The organism is Blastococcus sp. KM273129 (assembly GCF_021698995.1).
Lineage (GTDB): Bacteria > Actinomycetota > Actinomycetes > Mycobacteriales > Geodermatophilaceae > Blastococcus.
In genome coordinates, this window is sequence record NZ_SSXB01000012.1 from 35,184 (window position 1) to 51,955 (window position 16,772).

Below are 16,772 nucleotides of genomic sequence, written 5' to 3' on the forward strand. Positions count from 1 at the left end.
GGTCCTGGCTCACGGTGGAAGGTGAGCCAGGACCGCACCAGCTGAGCCAGGATGGCCGCGTGGACCGCCGACCCGTGCGCCGGCTCAGGCCCGACCCGGCCGCACCGCCGCACCCGGTGGACGCGTGGCCGGCGACCGTGCCGGCCATCGCGCAGGTCCTCTGCGAGGGGCTGGAGCTCGGGCCGGGCGCGACGGTGCTCGTCGGCGAGAACGGCTCGGGCAAGTCGACGGTCCTGGAGGTGCTGGCCGCGGCGCTGGGGCTCAACTCCGAGGGCGGGTCGGCCGCCGCCCGGCACCGCACCCGGAGCAGCGAGCCGGGCGGTCTCGACCTCGTCGTGGAGCGCAGCCCCGGGGCTCCCCGCTGGGCGTACTTCCTGCGGGACGAGACGCTGCACGGCCTCTACAGCTACCTGGAGGAGAACCGGAACCCCCAGCGCGCCGAGACGGCGTTCCACGAGCTCTCCCACGGGGAGGCGTTCCTGTCCCTCTTCGGCGACCGGGCCCGCGGTCCGGGCCTGTACGTGCTCGACGAGCCCGACGCCGCCCTCTCCTTCACCGGCGTGCTCTCCCTCGTCGCCCGGCTCGGCGATCTGGTCGCGCGGGGCGCGCAGGTCGTCGTCGCCACCCACTCCCCCGTGCTGGCCGCCCTGCCGGGTGCCCGGCTGCTCGAGGTCGGCCCGTGGGGCCTGCGGGAGACCACCTGGGAGGAGCTCGAGCTGACGGCCCACTGGCAGCAGTTCCTGACCGATCCGGGCTCCTTCCTGCGCCACCTGGGGTGAACACCCCCACGGCGGGCGGCAGTGGGACCATGGACCGGTGGACAGCGACGCGGAGCGGACGCCGGACCCCGTGGTGCGCCCGGCCCCGCACCGGTGGTTCTGGTACGCGCTCGGTGGCGGGCTGCCCGCGCGGCACCGCGGCTGGGTGCTGCACGACACGACGACCGGCACCTGGTGGGCCCGTCACCTCCTCCGGACGATGGTCCAGCTCTCGATCCCCATCGCGCTGGTCGTGGCCTTCCTGCCCGCCTCGTGGGAGCTGCGGCTGGCGGTCGCGGGCGGCGGCATCTTCCTGGCGCTCATCTACTCCCTGGCCTACATGCCCGAGACCACCGAGAACCGGGTGGTGAAGGCCGGTTACCCCGCCGGCACCGCGACCGCCGCCCGGGAGCGCGCCGGCCTGGCCGGCCAGCAGGCCGAGAGCGAGCGCAAGCGCGTCGCCGCCGCCCGCCGGGCCGCCCGTTACCGGGAGCGCCAGGGCCGCTGACGCCGGGGCGGCGGGGTGGCAGCATCCTGCCCGTGACCAGCGGAGCCGCCGCCGACCCGCACCTGCGCGACCTCGCGCGGCTGCGCCGCGTCAAGGACCGGATCGACCGCGAGTACGCCCGGCCGCTGGACGTCGCAGCACTCGCCCGGGGCGCCCACCTGTCGGCCGGGCACCTGAGCCGGGAGTTCAGGCGCGCCTACGGCGAGTCCCCCTACGCCTACCTGATGACGCGGCGCATCGAGCGCGCGATGGCGCTGCTGCGGCGCGGCGACCTGACGGTCACCGAGGTCTGCTTCGCGGTGGGCTGCTCGTCGCTGGGCACCTTCAGCACCCGCTTCACCGAGCTGGTCGGGGTGCCGCCGAGCACCTACCGGCGGGAGGCCGCGGCGGCCACGGTGGGCATCCCCCCGTGCACCGCCAAGCAGGTCACCAGACCGGTCAGGAATCGAGAAGCGCCGGCACCGGCGCCGTCCCTAGCGTGACCGGCATGGACCTCACCATCCACCACACCTTCCTCCCGCACGACGACCCCGAGGCCTCGCTGGCCTTCTACCGCGACGCCCTCGGCTTCGAGCTGCGCAACGACGTCGGCTACGAGGGCATGCGCTGGCTCACCGTCGGCCCGGCCGACGGTTCGGCGACCTCGATCGTGCTGCACCCGCCGGCCGCCGACCCCGGGATCACCGAGGACGAGAAGCGCACCATCGCCGAGATGATGGCCAAGGGCACCTACGCCTCCGTCGTCCTCGCCACCAAGGACGTCGACGCCGCCTTCGACCGCATCCAGGCCACCGGCGCGGAGGTGATGCAGGAGCCGACCGACCAGCCCTACGGGGTGCGCGACTGCGCGTTCCGCGATCCCGCGGGCAACACCGTCCGCATCCAGGAGCTGCGCTGAGATCCGGCCGCCCGGACGGTCATCCCTGTCGGACACCCCTGGTAGACACCGGGCCCTCGCCACACGGGCGGGGGCCCGGACGGACGGAGAGACGATGAGCACGCTGACCGAGCCGATCTCGGTGCACGCCGCCGACGCCCACGACCTGATCCGGGTGGTCGGGGCGCGGCAGAACAACCTGAAGGACGTCTCCGTCGAGATCCCCAAGCGGCGGCTCACCGCGTTCACGGGGGTCTCCGGGTCGGGCAAGAGCTCGCTGGTCTTCGGCACGATCGCCGCCGAGTCGCAGCGGATGATCAACGAGACCTACAGCGCCTTCGTGCAGGGCTTCATGCCCTCCCTGGCGCGCCCCGACGTCGACGTCCTCGAGGGCCTGACGACGGCGATCATCGTCGACCAGGAGCGCATGGGGGCCAACCCGCGCTCCACCGTGGGCACCGCCACCGACGTCAACGCGATGCTGCGGATCCTGTTCAGCCGGCGCGGGGAACCCGCCCTCGGCTCGCCGAACGCCTACTCGTTCAACATGCCGTCGATCTCGGCCAGCGGGGCGATCACCGTCGAGCGCGGCGCCGGCGCCAAGGCCGAGAAGGTGACGTTCACCCGCCTCGGCGGCATGTGCCCGCGCTGCGAGGGCATGGGCTCGGTCAACGACATCGACCTGACGGCGCTCTACGACGACGCGAAGTCGCTCGCCGAGGGCGCCCTGACGGTGCCCGGCTACAGCATGGACGGCTGGTACGGCCGCATCTTCGCCGGCGCCGGGCTGCCCATGGACAAGCCCATCGCGAAGTACACGAAGAAGGAACTGCACACCCTGCTCCACGCCGGCCCGACCAAGGTGAAGGTCGAGGGGGTCAACCTCACCTACGAGGGGCTGATCCCGAAGATCCAGAAGTCGATGCTCAGCAAGGACGTCGAGGCGATGCAGCCGCACGTCCGCCGCTTCGTCGAGCGGGCGGTCACCTTCACGACCTGCCCGGACTGCGACGGCACGCGGCTGAGCGCCGAGGCGCTGTCGTCGAGGATCCGGGGCAAGAACATCGCCGACCTGTGCCGCATGCAGATCAGCGACCTCGCCACCTGGCTGCGCGACCTCGACGACCCCTCGGTGGCGCCGCTGCTGGCCGGGCTGCAGCACACCCTGGACTCCTTCGTCGAGATCGGGCTGGGCTACCTCTCCCTGGAGCGCCCGGCGGGCACGCTGTCGGGCGGCGAGGCGCAGCGCACCAAGATGATCCGCCACCTCGGCTCGTCGCTGACCGACGTCACCTACGTCTTCGACGAGCCCACCATCGGGCTGCACCCGCACGACATCCAGCGGATGAACGACCTGCTCCTCCGGCTGCGCGACAAGGGCAACACCGTGCTGGTCGTCGAGCACAAGCCGGAGGCGATCGCGATCGCCGACCACGTCGTCGACCTCGGCCCGGGCGCCGGCACCGAGGGCGGCGAGGTCGTGTTCGAGGGCAGCGTCGAGGAGCTGCGGCGCTGCGGCACCCTCACCGGCCGGCACCTCGGCGACCGCGTCGCACTCAAGGCGGAGGTGCGGCAGGCCACCGGTGCGCTGCAGATCCGCGGGGCGCGGCAGAACAACCTGCAGGGCGTCGACGTCGACATCCCCACCGGCGTGCTGACCGTGGTCACCGGCGTCGCCGGGTCGGGCAAGAGCTCGCTGGTCCACGGCAACCTCGCCGGCAGGGAGGGCGTGGTGGTCGTCGACCAGTCCGCGATCCGGGGGTCCCGCCGGTCCAACCCCGCCACCTACACCGGCCTGCTCGAGCCGATCCGCAAGGCGTTCGCCAAGGCCAACGGCGTGAAGCCCGCGCTCTTCAGCGCCAACTCCGAGGGCGCCTGCCCGACCTGCAACGGCGCCGGGGTCATCTACACCGACCTCGGCGTCATGGCGACGGTGGAGTCGACCTGCGAGGAGTGCGAGGGCAGGCGCTTCCAGGCCGCGGTCCTCGAGTACCGGCTGGGCGGCAAGGACATCGCCCAGGTGCTGGCCATGAGCGTGGCCGAGGCCGAGGGGTTCTTCGGCGGCGGGGAGGCGCGCACCCCAGCCGCGCACGCCATCCTCGACCGGATGGCCGACGTGGGGCTGGGCTACCTGACGCTGGGCCAGCCGCTCACCACCCTCTCCGGCGGCGAGCGCCAGCGGCTGAAGCTGGCCACCCGCATGGCCGAGAAGGGCGGCGTCTACGTCCTCGACGAGCCGACCACCGGCCTGCACCTGGCCGACGTGGAGAACCTGCTGGGCCTGCTCGACCGGCTGGTCGACTCGGGCACGACGGTGATCGTCATCGAGCACCACCAGGCGGTCATGGCGCACGCCGACTGGATCGTCGACCTCGGTCCCGGCGCGGGGTCCCGGGGCGGCCGCGTGGTGTTCGAGGGCGCCCCGGCCGATCTGGTCGCCGCCCGGTCCACCCTCACCGGGGAGCACCTCGCCGAGTACGTCGCCGGCTGAGCAGCCGGGGTCCGGCGCTATCATCGCCGGGTGACGATGATCGCGCGGGCCGCCCGCCCCGCCGACGTACCGGTCGACGAAGCGGCGGCGCTGTCGGCCGCCGCCTGCCTGTTCCGCAGTCTCGGGGACCCCAGCCGGCTGGCGATCGTCCGCCACCTCGCCCTCGGCGAGCACAAGGTGGTGGAGCTGACCCGCCACCTCGGGCTCGCCCAGTCCACCGTCTCGGCGCACCTGGCGTGCCTCCGGGACTGCGGCCTGGTCACCTCCCGTCCGCGGGGACGTGCGTCGCTGTGGTCGCTGGCGGCGACCCCGGAGGTGCTCGGGCTGCTCGCCGCCGCCGAGCAGCTGCTCGCCGCCACCGGCGATGCGGTGACGCTGTGCCCGGCCTACGGCGAGGAGCCGGCCCGGTGAGCGCCGCGACCACCACTCCCCCGGCCGCCGAGGAGCGCGCGCGCCTCGGCCGCCGCGCGCAGCTGCTCACGGGCACCGCCGTCGCCTACAACGTCGTCGAGGCGGTCATCGCCATCGCCGCCGGGCTGGCCGCCGGGTCGGTCGCGCTGATCGGCTTCGGGCTGGACTCCGTCGTCGAGGTGTCCAGCGGGCTGATCATCCTGTGGCAGTTCCGGCACCACCTCCCGGAGTCGCGGGAGCGGCAGGCGCTGCGGCTGATGGCCGTCTCCTTCTTCGCCCTGGCCGCCTACGTGACGTTCGAGTCGGTGCGCGCGCTGGCCACCGGCGGCGACCCGGACGCCTCGCCCGTGGGCATCGCGCTCGCCGCGGTCTCCCTGGTCGTCATGCCGTTCCTCTCCTGGGCCCAGCGCCGCACCGGCCGGGCGCTCGGCTCCGGCGCCGTCGTCGCGGACTCCACCCAGACGCTGCTCTGCACCTACCTGAGCGCCGCCGTCCTCGCCGGGCTGGTGCTCAACGCGTGGCTGGGCTGGAGCTGGGCCGACCCGGTCGCGGGCCTGGTCATCGCCGCCGTCGCGCTGCGCGAGGCGGTCGAGGCGTGGCGCGGCGAGGGCTGCTGCGCGCCCGGCCGCCCGGCTCCGGGCGCCGGGGTGGACACCTGCTGCGCGACCTCGGGCGACAGCTGCGGTGCGTCCGCGCGGACATCGCGGTGAGCGGCGCGCACGACCACGGGCACGCCGCCGCGGCCGGGAACCGGCGGCGCCTGGCGGTGGTGCTCGCCCTGACCGCGAGCGTGCTCGTCGTCCAGCTGGTCGGCGCGCTCCTCTCGGGTTCGCTGGCGCTGCTCGCCGACTCCGCGCACGCCGCGACCGACGCCGCCGGGCTGGTCATCGCGCTGGTCGCGGCCACCCTCGCCGCGCGGCCTGCCACGTCCCGGCGCACGTGGGGCTACCGGCGCGCGGAGGTGCTGGGCGCGACGCTCCAGGCCGCCGTGCTGCTGGCCGTCGGCGGCTACATCGCGGTGGAGGCGTTCGCCCGGCTGGCCGACCCGCCGCCCGTCGCCGCCACCACCGTGCTGGTGTTCGGCGGCATCGGGCTGGCCGCCAACCTCGCGGGCATCGCGGTGCTCACCCGCGGCGGGCACGGCGGCAACGTGAACATGCGGGCCGCGCTACTCGAGGTGGTCAACGACGCGCTCGGCTCGGTCGCGGTGCTGGTGGCGGCGGCCGTCGTCGCGCTGACCGGGTGGCTGCAGGCCGACGCCGTCGCCTCGCTGGTGATCGTCGCGCTGATCGTGCCGCGCACGATCAAGCTGCTCCGCGAGACGGTGTCGGTGCTGCTGGAGAGCACCCCGCCGGGGCTGGACCTCGACGCCGTGCGCAGCCACCTGCTGTCGCTGCCGCACGTGGTCGGGGTGCACGACCTGCACGCCTCCCAGATCACCAGCGGGCTGCCGGTCCTCTCGGCGCACGTCGTCGTCGAGGACGGCTGCTTCCACGACGGGCACGCCCCGCAGGTCCTCGACCAGCTCCAGGCCTGCCTCGCCGAGCACTTCCCGCTGAGCATCGAGCACTCCACCTTCCAGCTCGAGACCGCCGCGCACGCCCACCACGAGCCCGCCGCCCACCGCTGACCGCCCCGCTATCGTCGGCCGACGCCGTCGCGAGCGAGGAGCACCGTGAGCACAGGTCCCGCCCTGGTCCGGCGGCTGGGCACCACGGACGCGGTGGTCATCGGGCTCGGCTCGATGGTCGGCGCCGGGGTGTTCGCCGCCTTCTCCCCCGCCGCGCAGGCCGCCGGCGCCGGCCTGCTGATCGGGCTGGCGCTGGCGGCGGTGGTCGCCTACTGCAACGCCACGGCGTCGGCGCAGCTGGCCGCGCAGTACCCCACCTCGGGCGGCACCTACGTCTACGGCCGCGAGCGGCTCGGCCCGTGGTGGGGGTTCCTCGCCGGATGGGGCTTCGTCGTCGGCAAGACCGCGAGCTGCGCGGCGATGGCGCTCACCTTCGCCGCGTACGCGGCGCCGGCCGGCTGGGAGCGGCCGGTCGCCGTGGCCGCGGTGCTGGGCCTGACGGCGGTCAACTACCGCGGCATCACCCGCACCGCGGGGCTGACCCGCGTCATCGTCAGCGTCGTCCTGCTCGCGCTGGCGGTCGCGGTCACCGCGAGCCTGCTCGGCGGCGGGGCGACGACGGACGGGCTGAGCGGGTGGACGCTCGGCGAGGGCGGGGTGCACGGCGTCCTGCAGTCGGCCGGCCTGCTGTTCTTCGCCTTCGCGGGTTTCGCGCGGATCGCGACGATGGGCGAGGAGGTGCGCGACCCGGCGCGGACCATCCCGCGGGCCATCCCGCTGGCGCTGGGCATCGCCGTCGCCGTCTACGCGGTGGTCGCCGTGGCGGTGCTGGTGGCCCTCGGTCCGGACGGCGTCGCCGCCACCGCGGCGCCCCTGGCCGCGGCGGTGGACGGCGGCGGGTGGACGTGGGCGGAGCCGGTCGTGCGGATCGGCGCCGCCGCCGCCTCGCTGGGTGCGCTGCTGGCGCTGGTCGCCGGCATCGGCCGCACCGGCCTGGCGATGGCCCGGCAGGGCGACCTCCCCCGCTTCCTGGCGGCGGTGCACCCGCGGTCCTCCGTGCCGCACCACGCCGAGCTCGCCCTGGCCGCGGTCGTCTGCCTCCTGGTGCTCACCGTCGACCTGCGCGGCGCGATCGGCTTCTCCTCCTTCGGCGTCCTGCTGTACTACTCCGTCGCCAACGCGGCCGCCTTCACCCAGGACCGCCCGCACCGCCGCTTCCCCCGGCCGTTGCAGGTGCTCGGCGTGGTCGGCTGCCTGGTGCTGGTCGTGTCGCTGCCCGTGGAGGCGGTGGTCGGCGGCGCGATCGTGGTCGCCGTGGGCGCCGCCTACCGGCTGACCCGGCTCCGGCTCGCCACCCGGTAGGCGCGGCGGCACGCGGCCGGGGTGCGCCTGCCCGTCCCGCGGGGAGGCGGGCGCCGCGTGCGCGGTACAGGATGGGTCCGGGCAGCAGGAGCATCCGGGGAGGCGGGCAGCATGGCAGCGGACCCCGGCCGGACCCGCACGGACGCGGCCCGCCCGGACCGTCGCCGGTCGCTGCTCGTGGCAGCGGTCATCGGGATCGGCCTGATGGCCGCCGTCGACGAGATCGTCTTCCACCAGGTGCTCGCCTGGCACCACTTCTACGACCGGTCGACCAGCAGCGTGGCCCTGATGTCCGACGGGCTGCTGCACGCCGCCGAGCTCGTCCTGCTGGTCGCCGGCTTCTTCCTCTTCGCCGACCTGCGACGACGGCACGCGCTCGCGCCGCGCTCCGCCTGGGCCGGGCTGTTCCTGGGGCTCGGCGGCTTCCAGCTGTTCGACGGCCTGGTCGACCACAAGGTGCTGCGCGTGCACCAGGTCCGCTACGGCGTCGACCTGCTGCCCTACGACCTGGCCTGGAACGCCGCCGGCGGCGTGCTGCTCCTGGTCGGCGTCGTGCTGGCCGTCCGCAGCCGGGACGAGGGGCGCACCGCGGGAGCTGCCGGCCGGGCCGGCTGACGTGCCGCACGAGCACGCCCGGCGGCCGGCGTCGCCACCGGCCACTGGATCGCCACGATCCTCCTGGCGGGCGCGGCGGTCGCGGTCTACCTGGCCGCGACCGGCCGCGCGCAGCGTCGGCTGCAGCGGCCGTGGCCGTCGGCGCGGACCGCCGGCTGGACGGCGGGCGTCGGCCTCGTCGCCGCCGCGGTCTCCCCGCCCGTGGCGGCCTTCGCGCACCGGGACCCGACCGGGCACATGGCGCAGCACCTGCTGCTGGGCATGTTCGCGCCGCTCGGGCTCGTCCTGGCGGCGCCGGTCACGCTGCTGCTGGGTGCGTCCTCGACACCGGTGCGCCGGCGCATCGGCACGGTCCTCGGCAGCCGGTACCTGCACGTGCTCGGCCACCCGTTCACCGCGGCGGCGCTCGCCACCGGCACCCTCTACCTGCTGTACCTCACGCCCCTCTACGCCGCGACGACGGGCAGCGCGCTGCTGCACGCCCTGGTGAACGTCCACTTCGTGCTCGCCGGCAGCCTCTTCGTCTGGGCGATCGCGGGCCCCGACCCGGCTCCGGGGCGGCCGGGCATGGGAACGCGGCTGGTCGCCCTGCTCGCGTCCACCGCCGCGCACAGCTACCTCGCCAAGCTCCTCTACGCCCACGCCGCGCTGTTCCCGCCCGGGGCGGCGCACGCCGTGTCGCGGGACGAGCTGGCCGCCCGGTGGATGTACCACGGAGGGGACGTCGCCGAGCTGCTGCTGGCCATCGCCCTCTTCACCGCCTGGTACCGCGGCCGCGTGCCGGCCAGGGCCGCGGACCGCACGACCGTGGGCGCGGTCGCCCCCGCCGGCGCGACGCGGACGTGATGCTCGCCGGCAGACGTGGACGACGGGTCACCGCATGGCGCATCATTGGCAGTCTCCGGGTGCGAGTGCCAACCCGGACCCCTCACTCCGCTCGACCAGGGAGAGCCACGCCGTGCCCACGTACCAGTACGCCTGCGCCAACGCCGAGGGCAAGCACGAGTTCGAGGTCGTGCAGTCCTTCACCGACGCCCCGGTGACCGAGTGCCCCGAGTGCGGCGCCGCGGTGCGCAAGGTCTACGGCTCGGTCGGCGTGGTCTTCAAGGGCTCGGGCTTCTACCGCACCGACAGCCGCTCCACCGGCAAGACCTCGGAGAAGGCGGGCAGCAACGGCTCGTCGGGCACCTCCTCGACGCCGGCCAAGGAGAGCTCCTCCCCCGCCCCCGCCGCGACCCCGGCGGCGACCTCCGGCAGCGCGGCCAAGGCCGCCAACTAGCGCGACGGCGGTGGGGCCCTTCCACAGCCCCACCGCGGTTCCACAGCCCGCGCCCGATCGCTCCGCGCGCCGGCCGCGCCGGGCAGGGTCGGAGGCGTGTTCCGCCCGCGCCGCCCCCGCTTCCCGCTGCTGACCGCGCGCCGGCTGGGCGCCACGCTGCTGGCCGCGCTCGCCCTCGGGCTGGCGCTGCGTCCCGCACCGGCCCCCACCGGCGGCCCCGAACCGCCCGGTGCCGAGGTCGTCGTGGCGGCCGCGGATCTGCCCGCCGGCACCGCGCTGGGCAGCGAGCACCTGGCGCTCGTCCGGCTGCCGCCCGGGGCGGTGCCCGACGGTGCGACGTCCACCCCGGAGGAACTGGCGGAGCGGGTGCTCGCCGGGCACGTCCGCCGCGGCGAACCGCTCACCGACGCGCGGCTGGTCGGGGCGGGGCTGACCGCCCTGCTGCCCGCGGGCCAGGTCGCCGCTCCCGTGCGGCTGGCCGATCTCGCGGTCGCGGCGCTGCTGCGCGCCGGCGACCGGGTCGACGTGCTGGCGGCCGGCCCGGACGCGGGGCCGGCCGAACGGGTGGCGGCCGGCGCGCTGGTGCTGGCCGCCCCGGCCGGGGACGACGGCGCCGGTCTGCTGGTCCTCGCCGTCGACGGGGACACCGCGGCCCGGCTCGCCGCCGCAGCGGCCAGCGCCACGCTGACGGTCAGCCTGCCGCCGCCACGACCCGGCGCGGCCCCCGCCGGAGGCCCGGGCGAGCGAGTTGGATGAACCCCATGCTCAAGGGATTCAAGGACTTCCTGCTCCGCGGCAACGTCGTCGACCTCGCGGTCGCCGTCGTCGTCGGCGCCGCGTTCACCGCGGTGGTGAACTCGTTCACCGAGTCGTTCCTCGAGCCGCTGATCGGCCTGGTCGGCGGCGGTGGGGTGGACGGGGGCACCGTCACCGTGGACGGCCAGGTGTTCACCTGGGGCAGCTTCGTCAACCAGGTGATCACCTTCGTGCTGACCGCGGCCGTCGTCTACTTCGTGGTCGTCACCCCGATGAAGAGGCTGCTGGAACGGCGCGCGACGGGCGAGGAGCCCGGCCCGGTGGCACCCACGCAGGTCGAGCTGCTGGTCGAGATCCGCGACCTGCTCCGTGCGCAGCAGCAGCAGGACCCTCGTGCCCCCCACCACTCGCAAGCTCGCGGCGGGACCCTGCACGAGGGCCGTTAGTCGCTGCCCCAGTGCGGCGGCCGGTCCTCGTGGTAGCGCCGGTCGTCGTCGGAGCCCTCGGCGGGCCGCTCCCCCCAGCCGACGTCGGAGTCGTCCGGCGCCCGGTCCAGCCGCAGCGGCTGCGCGGGCGGCGGCGCCTCGAGGGGCAGCGGCTGGCCCAGCCCCTCCAGCACCTGCGCGGCGGGCAGCGCGGCCAGCACCGCGCCGGGCACGGCCAGCTTGCTGCCGCGGGTGCCCGAGCCGATGACGACCACCTCGGCATCGGCGACGGCGGCGTCGACGAGCACCGGCCAGGCGGCGGGCAGCCCGACCGGGGTGATGCCGCCGTAGGCCATGCCGCTCCCGGCGACGGCGACGTCCTGCGGGGCGAACGACGCCTTGCGGGCCCCCAGGTGCCGCCGCACCAGCCCGTTGACGTCGGCCCGGGTGGTGGCGAGGACCAGGCAGGCGGCCAGCGTCGTCTCCCCTCCCCGGCGGGCCGCGACGACGACGCAGTTGGCCGACGCGGCCAGCGGCACCCCGTAGGCCTCGGTGAAGGCGGCGGTGTCGGCGAGGTCGTCGGCGATCTCCGCGACCCACACCGGGCCGGCCAGCACCGGCAGCGCGGCGGCGACCGGCGGGGCCAGCAGCTCGGGCCGCTCGGCGGCGGGCGACCAGATCAGCGAACCGAGGACGGGCGCGGCGGGGTCGGGCATGCCCCCGATCCTCCGGTATGCGGCCACCGGCCCTGCTGGCGGGATCCGCGCGACCGGGGGCCGTGAGCCGGCTGTCGGCCGGCCGGGGACCGCGTCAGGATGGCGCCATGATCGGTCAACTCCACTCCGTCGTGCTCGACGCACCCGACGCGCACGCCCTCGCCGGTTTCTACGCCGACCTGCTCGGCATGGAGATCAGCCGGGGCGGGCCCGGCGACGACTGGGTCGTCGTCACCGGCGCCGGCTACCGGCTGGCCTTCCAGCAGGCGCCGGATCTCCAGCCACCGGACTGGCCGGACCCCGACCGACCGCAGCAGTTCCACCTCGACATCCGGGTCGCCGACATCGAGGAGGCCGAGCCGAAGGTGCTGGCGCTGGGCGCCCGGAAGCTGCCCGGCGGCGGGGGCGACTTCCGCGTCTACGCCGACCCGGTGGGCCACCCCTTCTGCCTGGTGTGGGACGCGTGACCCGGCCCGACCGCCCGGCGAGCGCGTTCGTCGCCGCGACCGGGTTCGAGGTCACCGAGGCCACCGGCACCCGCGTGGCCGGGCACGTGCAGCTCGGCCCCGAGCAGCACACGCCCTGGGGGGTGGTGCACGGCGGGCTCTACTGCACGGTGGTCGAGTCCGCGGCGAGCATCGGGGCGAGCCTGGCGGTGCGCGACCGCGGCCAGTTCGCCGTCGGGGTGAACAACAGCACCGACTTCCTCCGCAGCGTCACCGAGGGGCGGGTCGACGTCGTCGCCGAGCCGGTGCAGCAGGGCCGTACCCAGCAGCTGTGGCAGGTGGCCCTCACCCGGGAGGACGGCAAGCTGGTCGCCCGCGGGCAGGTGCGGCTGCAGAACGTGCCGTTGCCGGGCTAGCCCAGGACGGCGGGGTCCAGCGTCACCCGGAACAGCGCGCGCGGGTCCTGGAGGGTCGCGGGTGGCCGGGCGGCCGCCCGCGGCACCACCCGGTCCCAGCGGGCCGGCCGGCGGTGCGGCAGCAGCTCCCGCCCCTGGAACAGGTACTCCCCCGCCACCTCGCCCAGCAGCAGCCCGGCGCCGTGCTCGACCGGCAGGGCGACCGGGTCGCCGGGTCGCACATCGTCGAGGAAGGCCGAGAGCTGGCGCAGGTCCTTGGCGGGGCGGCGGCCGGAGATCTCCCGGGACAGCGCCCGCAGCTCGGCCGGCGCCATCCCGCCCGCGTCCACGTCGATGCCCGACTGGGTGCCCAGCCCCACGACGCCGGCAGCCAGGCAGGCGCCGAGCTCGTTGTGCGACCGGGGCCGCACCACCCACACCGGCACCCCCTCGGGCCCGGGTGCGGGCGGGACGTCGTCGGGCCCCGGCCACAGGTAGGGCAGGTCGTCGGGCTCGGGGCCGAAGAGCTCGGTGAACCGGCCGCGGTAGAACTCCGGGTCCTTGGCGACCAGGTTGGACCGGTGCGAGCGGTGCAGCTCCTCGTCGCCCACCCAGGAGGGCAGCAGGCCGGCCGCGGCCAGCTCCGCCTGCGACCGGCCGACGACCTCGGGGGCGAACTCCCCGATCTGGGCCTCGGTGGTGTCGGCGAAGCCGCGCTCGCGCCACACCCGGGCCATCGCCAGCCCGTAGGCCACCAGGGCCGGCGTCCGGCCCTTCCACATCAGGACGGCGGGGTGGCTGGCCCAGCCGTAGTCGGGCAGCTCGAGGGCCCGCAGGATCTGGAGCGTCTCGACCCGCTGCTTGCCCAGGCGCGGGTTGTCCAGCAGCCGGGCGCTCTCCTCGAAGTCCGCCACCGGCAGGAAGGTCTGCATCGCCGGGCTTCCTGCCCTGCCGCGGCGCGGGCGAACCGTCGGACGCGGGTGGGCCTCATCCCCCGAGCGCCCGCAGCGCCGCCTCCCAGCGCGCGCGCCGCGCGGCGTCGTCCTGCTCCCACCAGGGGGTGCCGCGCTCCCCCAGCCCCGTCTTGGCCAGCTGCACGCGGGCCCGGGCCGCGGCCACCGCGTCGTCGTCGCCCCGGCCGGTCCGGACGGCGGAGCGGGCCACGCCGAGGTGGTGCAGCAGCCGGGCGCGGACGTCGTCCGGCAGCGCGGGGTCGGCGGCGCGCCAGCGGCGGCCGTCGACGACGATCCACCGGCCGTCGTCGGTGCGCCCGACCTCGCGCGTCACGCCAGCCGGCGGGCGAGCTCGGGCAGCACGACGCCCAGCGGCGCGTCGAGCTTGAGCGACGCCTTGGCGTCGCCCCGGGTGGCCCCGGAGTTGACGATGGCGACCGGGATGCCCCGCTTGGCGGCGTGGATGACGAACCGGTAGCCGCTCATCACGGTCAACGACGAGCCGAGCACCAGCAGCGCCCGGGCGTCGTCGACCAGGGCGAAGCAGGCGTCGACCCGGTCCCGGGGCACGGTCTCCCCGAAGAAGACGACGTCGGGCTTGAGCGGTCCGCCCCCGCAGGCGAGGCAGTCGACCATCACGAACCCGTCGAGCGCCTCCTCGGGCAGCTTGACGTCGCCGTCGGGGTTGACCTCGTCGGTCGGCTCCGGGCGGAAACCCGGGTTGGCCGCCCGCAGGCGGAGGTCCAGCGCCGCCCGGGAGGCCACGTCACCGCAGGCCAGGCAGACGGTCCGGTCCAGGCCGCCGTGCAGCTCCAGGACGCCCACCGCGCCGCCGGCCTGGTGCAGCCCGTCGACGTTCTGGGTGACGACCTCGGCCACCGCCCCGGCCCGCTGCAGGGCCGCGACCGCCCGGTGCCCGGCGTTGGGCCGGGCCCCGGCGATCTGCCGCCACCCGATGAAGCTGCGAGCCCAGTAGCGGTGCCGGCCCCGCGGGTCGCGGGTGAACGTCTGGTAGGTCATCGGCGTGTGCCGGCGGAGCGATCCGGTGGCGCCCCGGTAGTCGGGGATGCCGGAGTCGGTGGACAGCCCGGCACCCGAGAGGACGAGCGCCCCGCCCCCGGCGAGCAGGTCGGTCAGCCCGGAGAGCCCGTCGACGGCGGGTGGCGCTGCGGTCACCCGCCCATCGTCCCTGGCGGACGGCGCGCGCGCCGCCGGCGGCCGTGTGTAGCCCGCGGCCTCCCCGGTCACCCTCTCCCGGGACCGCCCGCCCGCACCCGAGGAGGCCGACCATCGACCGCCGCGCGCACGCACGATCCCGGGGAACCACGTGACCGGCGGGTGGTGGTGGGACGCCCTCGGGCTGGCGATCGTGGCCTTCGCCGTCGTCGACGAGGTGCGGACGACGCTCGCCGTCGCCAGCGGACCCGGTCCGCTGACCCGGCTGGTCACCGGCGCGGTGTGGCGGCTGGCCCGGAGGCCTGCCGTCGCCGACGCCGCGGCGGTGCGCGCCGTGGGCGGCCCGGGCGTCATCCTCGTCGGGCTCACGGTCGGCGCCTGGTTCAGCCTGCTCTGGCTCGGCTGGTCGCTGGTGTTCCTCGGGGACGGCCGCGCGGTCGTCGGCTCCTCGACCGGGGCACCGGCGTCGCTCTGGGAGCGCTTCTACTTCGCCGGGTACAGCATCGCCACCCTGGGCAACGGCGGCTACCAGCCCGACGGCGCCGGCTCCCAGCTGGCCACGATGGCCGCCGCGCTGAGCGGGATGCTGCTGATCACCCTCGGGGTCTCCTACCTGACCTCGGTGATCTCCGCGGTGGTCGTCAAGCGCAGCTTCGCGGCGGAGGTGACCGGCTTCGGGCAGACGGGTGCGGACATGGCCGCCGGCCTGACCACCCCGGGCTCGGTGGTCCCGGCGGTGGTGCCGCTCTCGTCGCTGTCGTCGACGCTGTCGACGCTGGGCCAGCAGCACCGGGCCTACCCGCTGCTGCACGCCTACCGCCCGCGGGACGCCGATCTCGGCACCGCACCGGCGGTCGCGGTGCTGCTCGACGCCACCCTCGCCCTCTCGGCCGCGGCCGACCCCGCCGACCGGCTCCCGGCCGGCCTGCGCCGCTCGGTGGTCTCGGCCGTCCAGCAGTACGTCGAGCACGCACCCGTGACGGGGGGCGAGGAGGCCGGTCCGGCGCCGGGCCTGGATCCCGGGGCCATCGGCCGGGCCGGGCTGCGGGTCGACACCGGGCAGCTCGCCGCGCTCACCGCGGAGTGCGCCGGGCTGCGCGACGAGCTGTGCCGGCGGATCGAGGCGGCCGGTTACCGCTGGCCGGGCGGGGAGCGCTCGCCGTCCTGACGCCCTCCGGGCTCAGCCGGCGGTGACCTGCTGCTCGAGCCGGTCGAGCAGCGCGTCCTGGATGCGGGCCAGCCCCTTCGGGGCGAAGGTGCGCTCGAAGAACCCGCCGATGCCGCTCGCGCCGGTCCAGGTCGTGCGCGCCCGCACCGTGCTCACCCCGGCGTCCGCGGGGCTGACGGTCCAGGTGGTCACCATGCTGGAGTTCGTGTCGGTCTCCACGAGCGCACCGTCCGGGGTCTCGGTGACGACGACGTCCTGCTCGCGCACCCGCTTGGAGGTGGCCTGCAGGCGCCAGTGCACCTTCGTGCCGGCGCCCTGGCCGCCGGCCTCCACGCGGTACTCGCTGTACTGCTCGGGGAGCACCTTCGGCCGGGTGACGGCGTAGTCGGCGAGCGCGGCGCGGACCACGTCCGCCGGGGCGCGCAGGACACGTTCGGTGGTGGCGACGACCTGACCCATGCCGCCCATCCTGCCCTCCGGCCGAGCGGCTACGCCCGCCCCTCCTCGTTGTTGAGGTAGGAGCAGCGGAACCGGGCACCGGCCATGGCCTCGGTGAAGCGCGCCTCCCAGAGCGGGTCGTCCGCCGGGAAGGTCTCGAACACCCGCTCCTCGAGCACCTCCGGGTGCCCGTCCGGACCGGGGCAGCTGCGCCGCAGCAGCACCCGGGTCACGCCGTCGACCTCGTCGTGCGCGGCGTGCCAGCGGGCGGCCGCGACCGCCCGCTCCCGCAGCGCCCGCTCGCGCGCGGGCAGCGCCCGGCCGGCCGGCTGCGGCACCGAGACCCACCAGACGACGATCCCGGCGAGCAGCACGACCAGCAGCAGCGCGGTCAGGAGGCCGACCATGCCAGCACGGTAACCCCGTGC

23 protein-coding genes are annotated in these 16,772 nt (G+C 75.7%); 17 read left to right on the forward strand and 6 right to left on the reverse strand.

Annotation, left to right across the window (positions count from 1 at the left end):
• The first annotated feature begins 59 nt into the window (after positions 1 to 59).
• From E9565_RS05495 to mscL, 14 genes are all read left to right on the forward strand, one after another.
• Positions 60 to 779 carry an AAA family ATPase gene (locus tag E9565_RS05495; RefSeq protein WP_236824806.1) on the forward strand — a complete coding sequence of 240 codons (720 nt, stop codon included), beginning with the start codon at positions 60 to 62 and terminating at the stop codon, positions 777 to 779.
• A gap of 37 nt (positions 780 to 816) precedes the next feature.
• Positions 817 to 1,266 carry a DUF5313 family protein gene (locus E9565_RS05500; RefSeq protein WP_236824807.1) on the forward strand — a complete coding sequence of 150 codons (450 nt, stop codon included), beginning with the start codon at positions 817 to 819 and terminating at the stop codon, positions 1,264 to 1,266.
• Positions 1,267 to 1,298: 32 nt separating this feature from the next.
• Positions 1,299 to 1,748: a helix-turn-helix transcriptional regulator gene (locus E9565_RS05505; protein WP_236824808.1), complete on the forward strand. Its 450-nt coding sequence runs from the start codon at positions 1,299 to 1,301 to the stop codon at positions 1,746 to 1,748.
• 5 nt (positions 1,749 to 1,753) lie between these two features.
• Positions 1,754 to 2,164 carry a VOC family protein gene (locus E9565_RS05510; RefSeq protein WP_236824809.1) on the forward strand — a complete coding sequence of 137 codons (411 nt, stop codon included), beginning with the start codon at positions 1,754 to 1,756 and terminating at the stop codon, positions 2,162 to 2,164.
• Positions 2,165 to 2,258: 94 nt separating this feature from the next.
• Positions 2,259 to 4,634, forward strand: coding sequence for an excinuclease ABC subunit UvrA (locus E9565_RS05515; RefSeq protein ID WP_236834287.1), 2,376 nt, complete (start codon positions 2,259 to 2,261; stop codon positions 4,632 to 4,634).
• 36 nt (positions 4,635 to 4,670) lie between these two features.
• Complete coding sequence (locus tag E9565_RS05520) at positions 4,671 to 5,045, forward strand: helix-turn-helix transcriptional regulator (protein ID WP_236824966.1); 375 nt, start codon at positions 4,671 to 4,673, stop codon at positions 5,043 to 5,045.
• A complete protein-coding gene (locus tag E9565_RS23130; RefSeq protein WP_236824811.1) occupies positions 5,042 to 5,755 on the forward strand; it encodes a cation diffusion facilitator family transporter in 714 nt (237 codons plus the stop codon). Before E9565_RS05520 ends, E9565_RS23130 begins: the two co-directional genes overlap by 4 nt.
• Positions 5,752 to 6,675 (forward strand): cation diffusion facilitator family transporter, encoded by a 924-nt coding sequence (locus E9565_RS05530; RefSeq protein WP_236834288.1) that lies wholly within the window; start codon positions 5,752 to 5,754, stop codon positions 6,673 to 6,675. Before E9565_RS23130 ends, E9565_RS05530 begins: the two co-directional genes overlap by 4 nt.
• 45 nt (positions 6,676 to 6,720) lie before the next feature.
• Positions 6,721 to 7,977: an APC family permease gene (locus E9565_RS05535; RefSeq protein ID WP_236824813.1), complete on the forward strand. Its 1,257-nt coding sequence runs from the start codon at positions 6,721 to 6,723 to the stop codon at positions 7,975 to 7,977.
• Positions 7,978 to 8,088: 111 nt separating this feature from the next.
• Positions 8,089 to 8,592 carry a DUF2243 domain-containing protein gene (locus tag E9565_RS05540; protein ID WP_236834289.1) on the forward strand — a complete coding sequence of 168 codons (504 nt, stop codon included), beginning with the start codon at positions 8,089 to 8,091 and terminating at the stop codon, positions 8,590 to 8,592.
• A gap of 90 nt (positions 8,593 to 8,682) precedes the next feature.
• On the forward strand, positions 8,683 to 9,438 hold the full coding sequence (locus tag E9565_RS05545; protein WP_255714364.1) for a cytochrome c oxidase assembly protein: 756 nt from the start codon (positions 8,683 to 8,685) through the stop codon (positions 9,436 to 9,438).
• Between the two features lie 112 nt (positions 9,439 to 9,550).
• Entirely contained in the window at positions 9,551 to 9,871 is a 321-nt protein-coding gene (locus tag E9565_RS05550) for an FmdB family zinc ribbon protein (protein ID WP_236824816.1), read from the forward strand.
• Positions 9,872 to 9,967: 96 nt separating this feature from the next.
• Complete coding sequence (gene cpaB, locus E9565_RS05555) at positions 9,968 to 10,627, forward strand: Flp pilus assembly protein CpaB (protein WP_236824817.1); 660 nt, start codon at positions 9,968 to 9,970, stop codon at positions 10,625 to 10,627.
• Positions 10,628 to 10,632: 5 nt separating this feature from the next.
• A complete protein-coding gene (gene mscL / locus E9565_RS05560) occupies positions 10,633 to 11,073 on the forward strand; it encodes a large conductance mechanosensitive channel protein MscL (RefSeq protein ID WP_236824818.1) in 441 nt (146 codons plus the stop codon).
• On the opposite strand, the gene E9565_RS05565 is transcribed toward mscL, so the two are convergent.
• Complete coding sequence (locus E9565_RS05565) at positions 11,070 to 11,768, reverse strand: YbaK/EbsC family protein (protein ID WP_236834290.1); 699 nt, start codon at positions 11,766 to 11,768, stop codon at positions 11,070 to 11,072. The two genes, mscL and E9565_RS05565, sit on opposite strands and share 4 nt — an antisense overlap.
• 107 nt (positions 11,769 to 11,875) lie before the next feature.
• Here E9565_RS05565 and E9565_RS05570 point away from each other — a divergent pair, with 107 nt between their 5' ends.
• The gene (locus tag E9565_RS05570; protein WP_236824820.1) at positions 11,876 to 12,235 is read left to right on the forward strand and encodes a VOC family protein; all 360 of its coding nucleotides are present in this window, start codon (positions 11,876 to 11,878) and stop codon (positions 12,233 to 12,235) included.
• Positions 12,232 to 12,630, forward strand: a complete 399-nt coding sequence (locus E9565_RS05575; RefSeq protein WP_236834291.1) for a PaaI family thioesterase — start codon at positions 12,232 to 12,234, stop codon at positions 12,628 to 12,630. Before E9565_RS05570 ends, E9565_RS05575 begins: the two co-directional genes overlap by 4 nt.
• On the opposite strand, the gene E9565_RS05580 is transcribed toward E9565_RS05575, so the two are convergent.
• From E9565_RS05580 to E9565_RS05590, 3 genes are read right to left on the reverse strand one after another with little or no spacing between them, the layout of a single operon-like run.
• A complete protein-coding gene (locus tag E9565_RS05580; protein WP_236834292.1) occupies positions 12,627 to 13,541 on the reverse strand; it encodes an MSMEG_6728 family protein in 915 nt (304 codons plus the stop codon). The two genes, E9565_RS05575 and E9565_RS05580, sit on opposite strands and share 4 nt — an antisense overlap.
• A gap of 55 nt (positions 13,542 to 13,596) precedes the next feature.
• The gene (locus E9565_RS05585; protein WP_236834293.1) at positions 13,597 to 13,896 is read right to left on the reverse strand and encodes a biopolymer transporter Tol; all 300 of its coding nucleotides are present in this window, start codon (positions 13,894 to 13,896) and stop codon (positions 13,597 to 13,599) included.
• A complete protein-coding gene (locus E9565_RS05590) occupies positions 13,893 to 14,738 on the reverse strand; it encodes an NAD-dependent protein deacetylase (protein ID WP_236834294.1) in 846 nt (281 codons plus the stop codon). Before E9565_RS05590 ends, E9565_RS05585 begins: the two co-directional genes overlap by 4 nt.
• Before the next feature lie 151 nt (positions 14,739 to 14,889).
• Here E9565_RS05590 and E9565_RS05595 point away from each other — a divergent pair, with 151 nt between their 5' ends.
• The gene (locus E9565_RS05595) at positions 14,890 to 15,906 is read left to right on the forward strand and encodes a potassium channel family protein (RefSeq protein WP_236824825.1); all 1,017 of its coding nucleotides are present in this window, start codon (positions 14,890 to 14,892) and stop codon (positions 15,904 to 15,906) included.
• A gap of 12 nt (positions 15,907 to 15,918) precedes the next feature.
• On the opposite strand, the gene E9565_RS05600 is transcribed toward E9565_RS05595, so the two are convergent.
• Positions 15,919 to 16,365: an SRPBCC family protein gene (locus E9565_RS05600; RefSeq protein WP_236824826.1), complete on the reverse strand. Its 447-nt coding sequence runs from the start codon at positions 16,363 to 16,365 to the stop codon at positions 15,919 to 15,921.
• Positions 16,366 to 16,394: 29 nt separating this feature from the next.
• Positions 16,395 to 16,751 (reverse strand): hypothetical protein, encoded by a 357-nt coding sequence (locus E9565_RS05605; RefSeq protein WP_236824827.1) that lies wholly within the window; start codon positions 16,749 to 16,751, stop codon positions 16,395 to 16,397.
• Positions 16,752 to 16,772: the final 21 nt, after the last annotated feature.

Excerpts from the sequence above, each read along its gene's own strand:
- E9565_RS05520 (WP_236824966.1), top strand. The coding sequence starts at position 4,671 with ATGATCGCGCGGGCCGCCCGCCCCGCCGACGTACCGGTCGACGAAGCG.
- E9565_RS05600 (WP_236824826.1), bottom strand. The coding sequence starts at position 16,365 with ATGGGTCAGGTCGTCGCCACCACCGAACGTGTCCTGCGCGCCCCGGCG.
- E9565_RS05570 (WP_236824820.1), top strand. The coding sequence starts at position 11,876 with ATGATCGGTCAACTCCACTCCGTCGTGCTCGACGCACCCGACGCGCAC.
- E9565_RS05565 (WP_236834290.1), bottom strand. The coding sequence starts at position 11,768 with ATGCCCGACCCCGCCGCGCCCGTCCTCGGTTCGCTGATCTGGTCGCCC.
- E9565_RS05510 (WP_236824809.1), top strand. The coding sequence starts at position 1,754 with ATGGACCTCACCATCCACCACACCTTCCTCCCGCACGACGACCCCGAG.
- E9565_RS05515 (WP_236834287.1), top strand. The coding sequence starts at position 2,259 with ATGAGCACGCTGACCGAGCCGATCTCGGTGCACGCCGCCGACGCCCAC.
- E9565_RS05580 (WP_236834292.1), bottom strand. The coding sequence starts at position 13,541 with ATGCAGACCTTCCTGCCGGTGGCGGACTTCGAGGAGAGCGCCCGGCTG.
- E9565_RS05605 (WP_236824827.1), bottom strand. The coding sequence starts at position 16,751 with ATGGTCGGCCTCCTGACCGCGCTGCTGCTGGTCGTGCTGCTCGCCGGG.
- E9565_RS05540 (WP_236834289.1), top strand. The coding sequence starts at position 8,089 with ATGGCAGCGGACCCCGGCCGGACCCGCACGGACGCGGCCCGCCCGGAC.
- mscL (WP_236824818.1), top strand. The coding sequence starts at position 10,633 with ATGCTCAAGGGATTCAAGGACTTCCTGCTCCGCGGCAACGTCGTCGAC.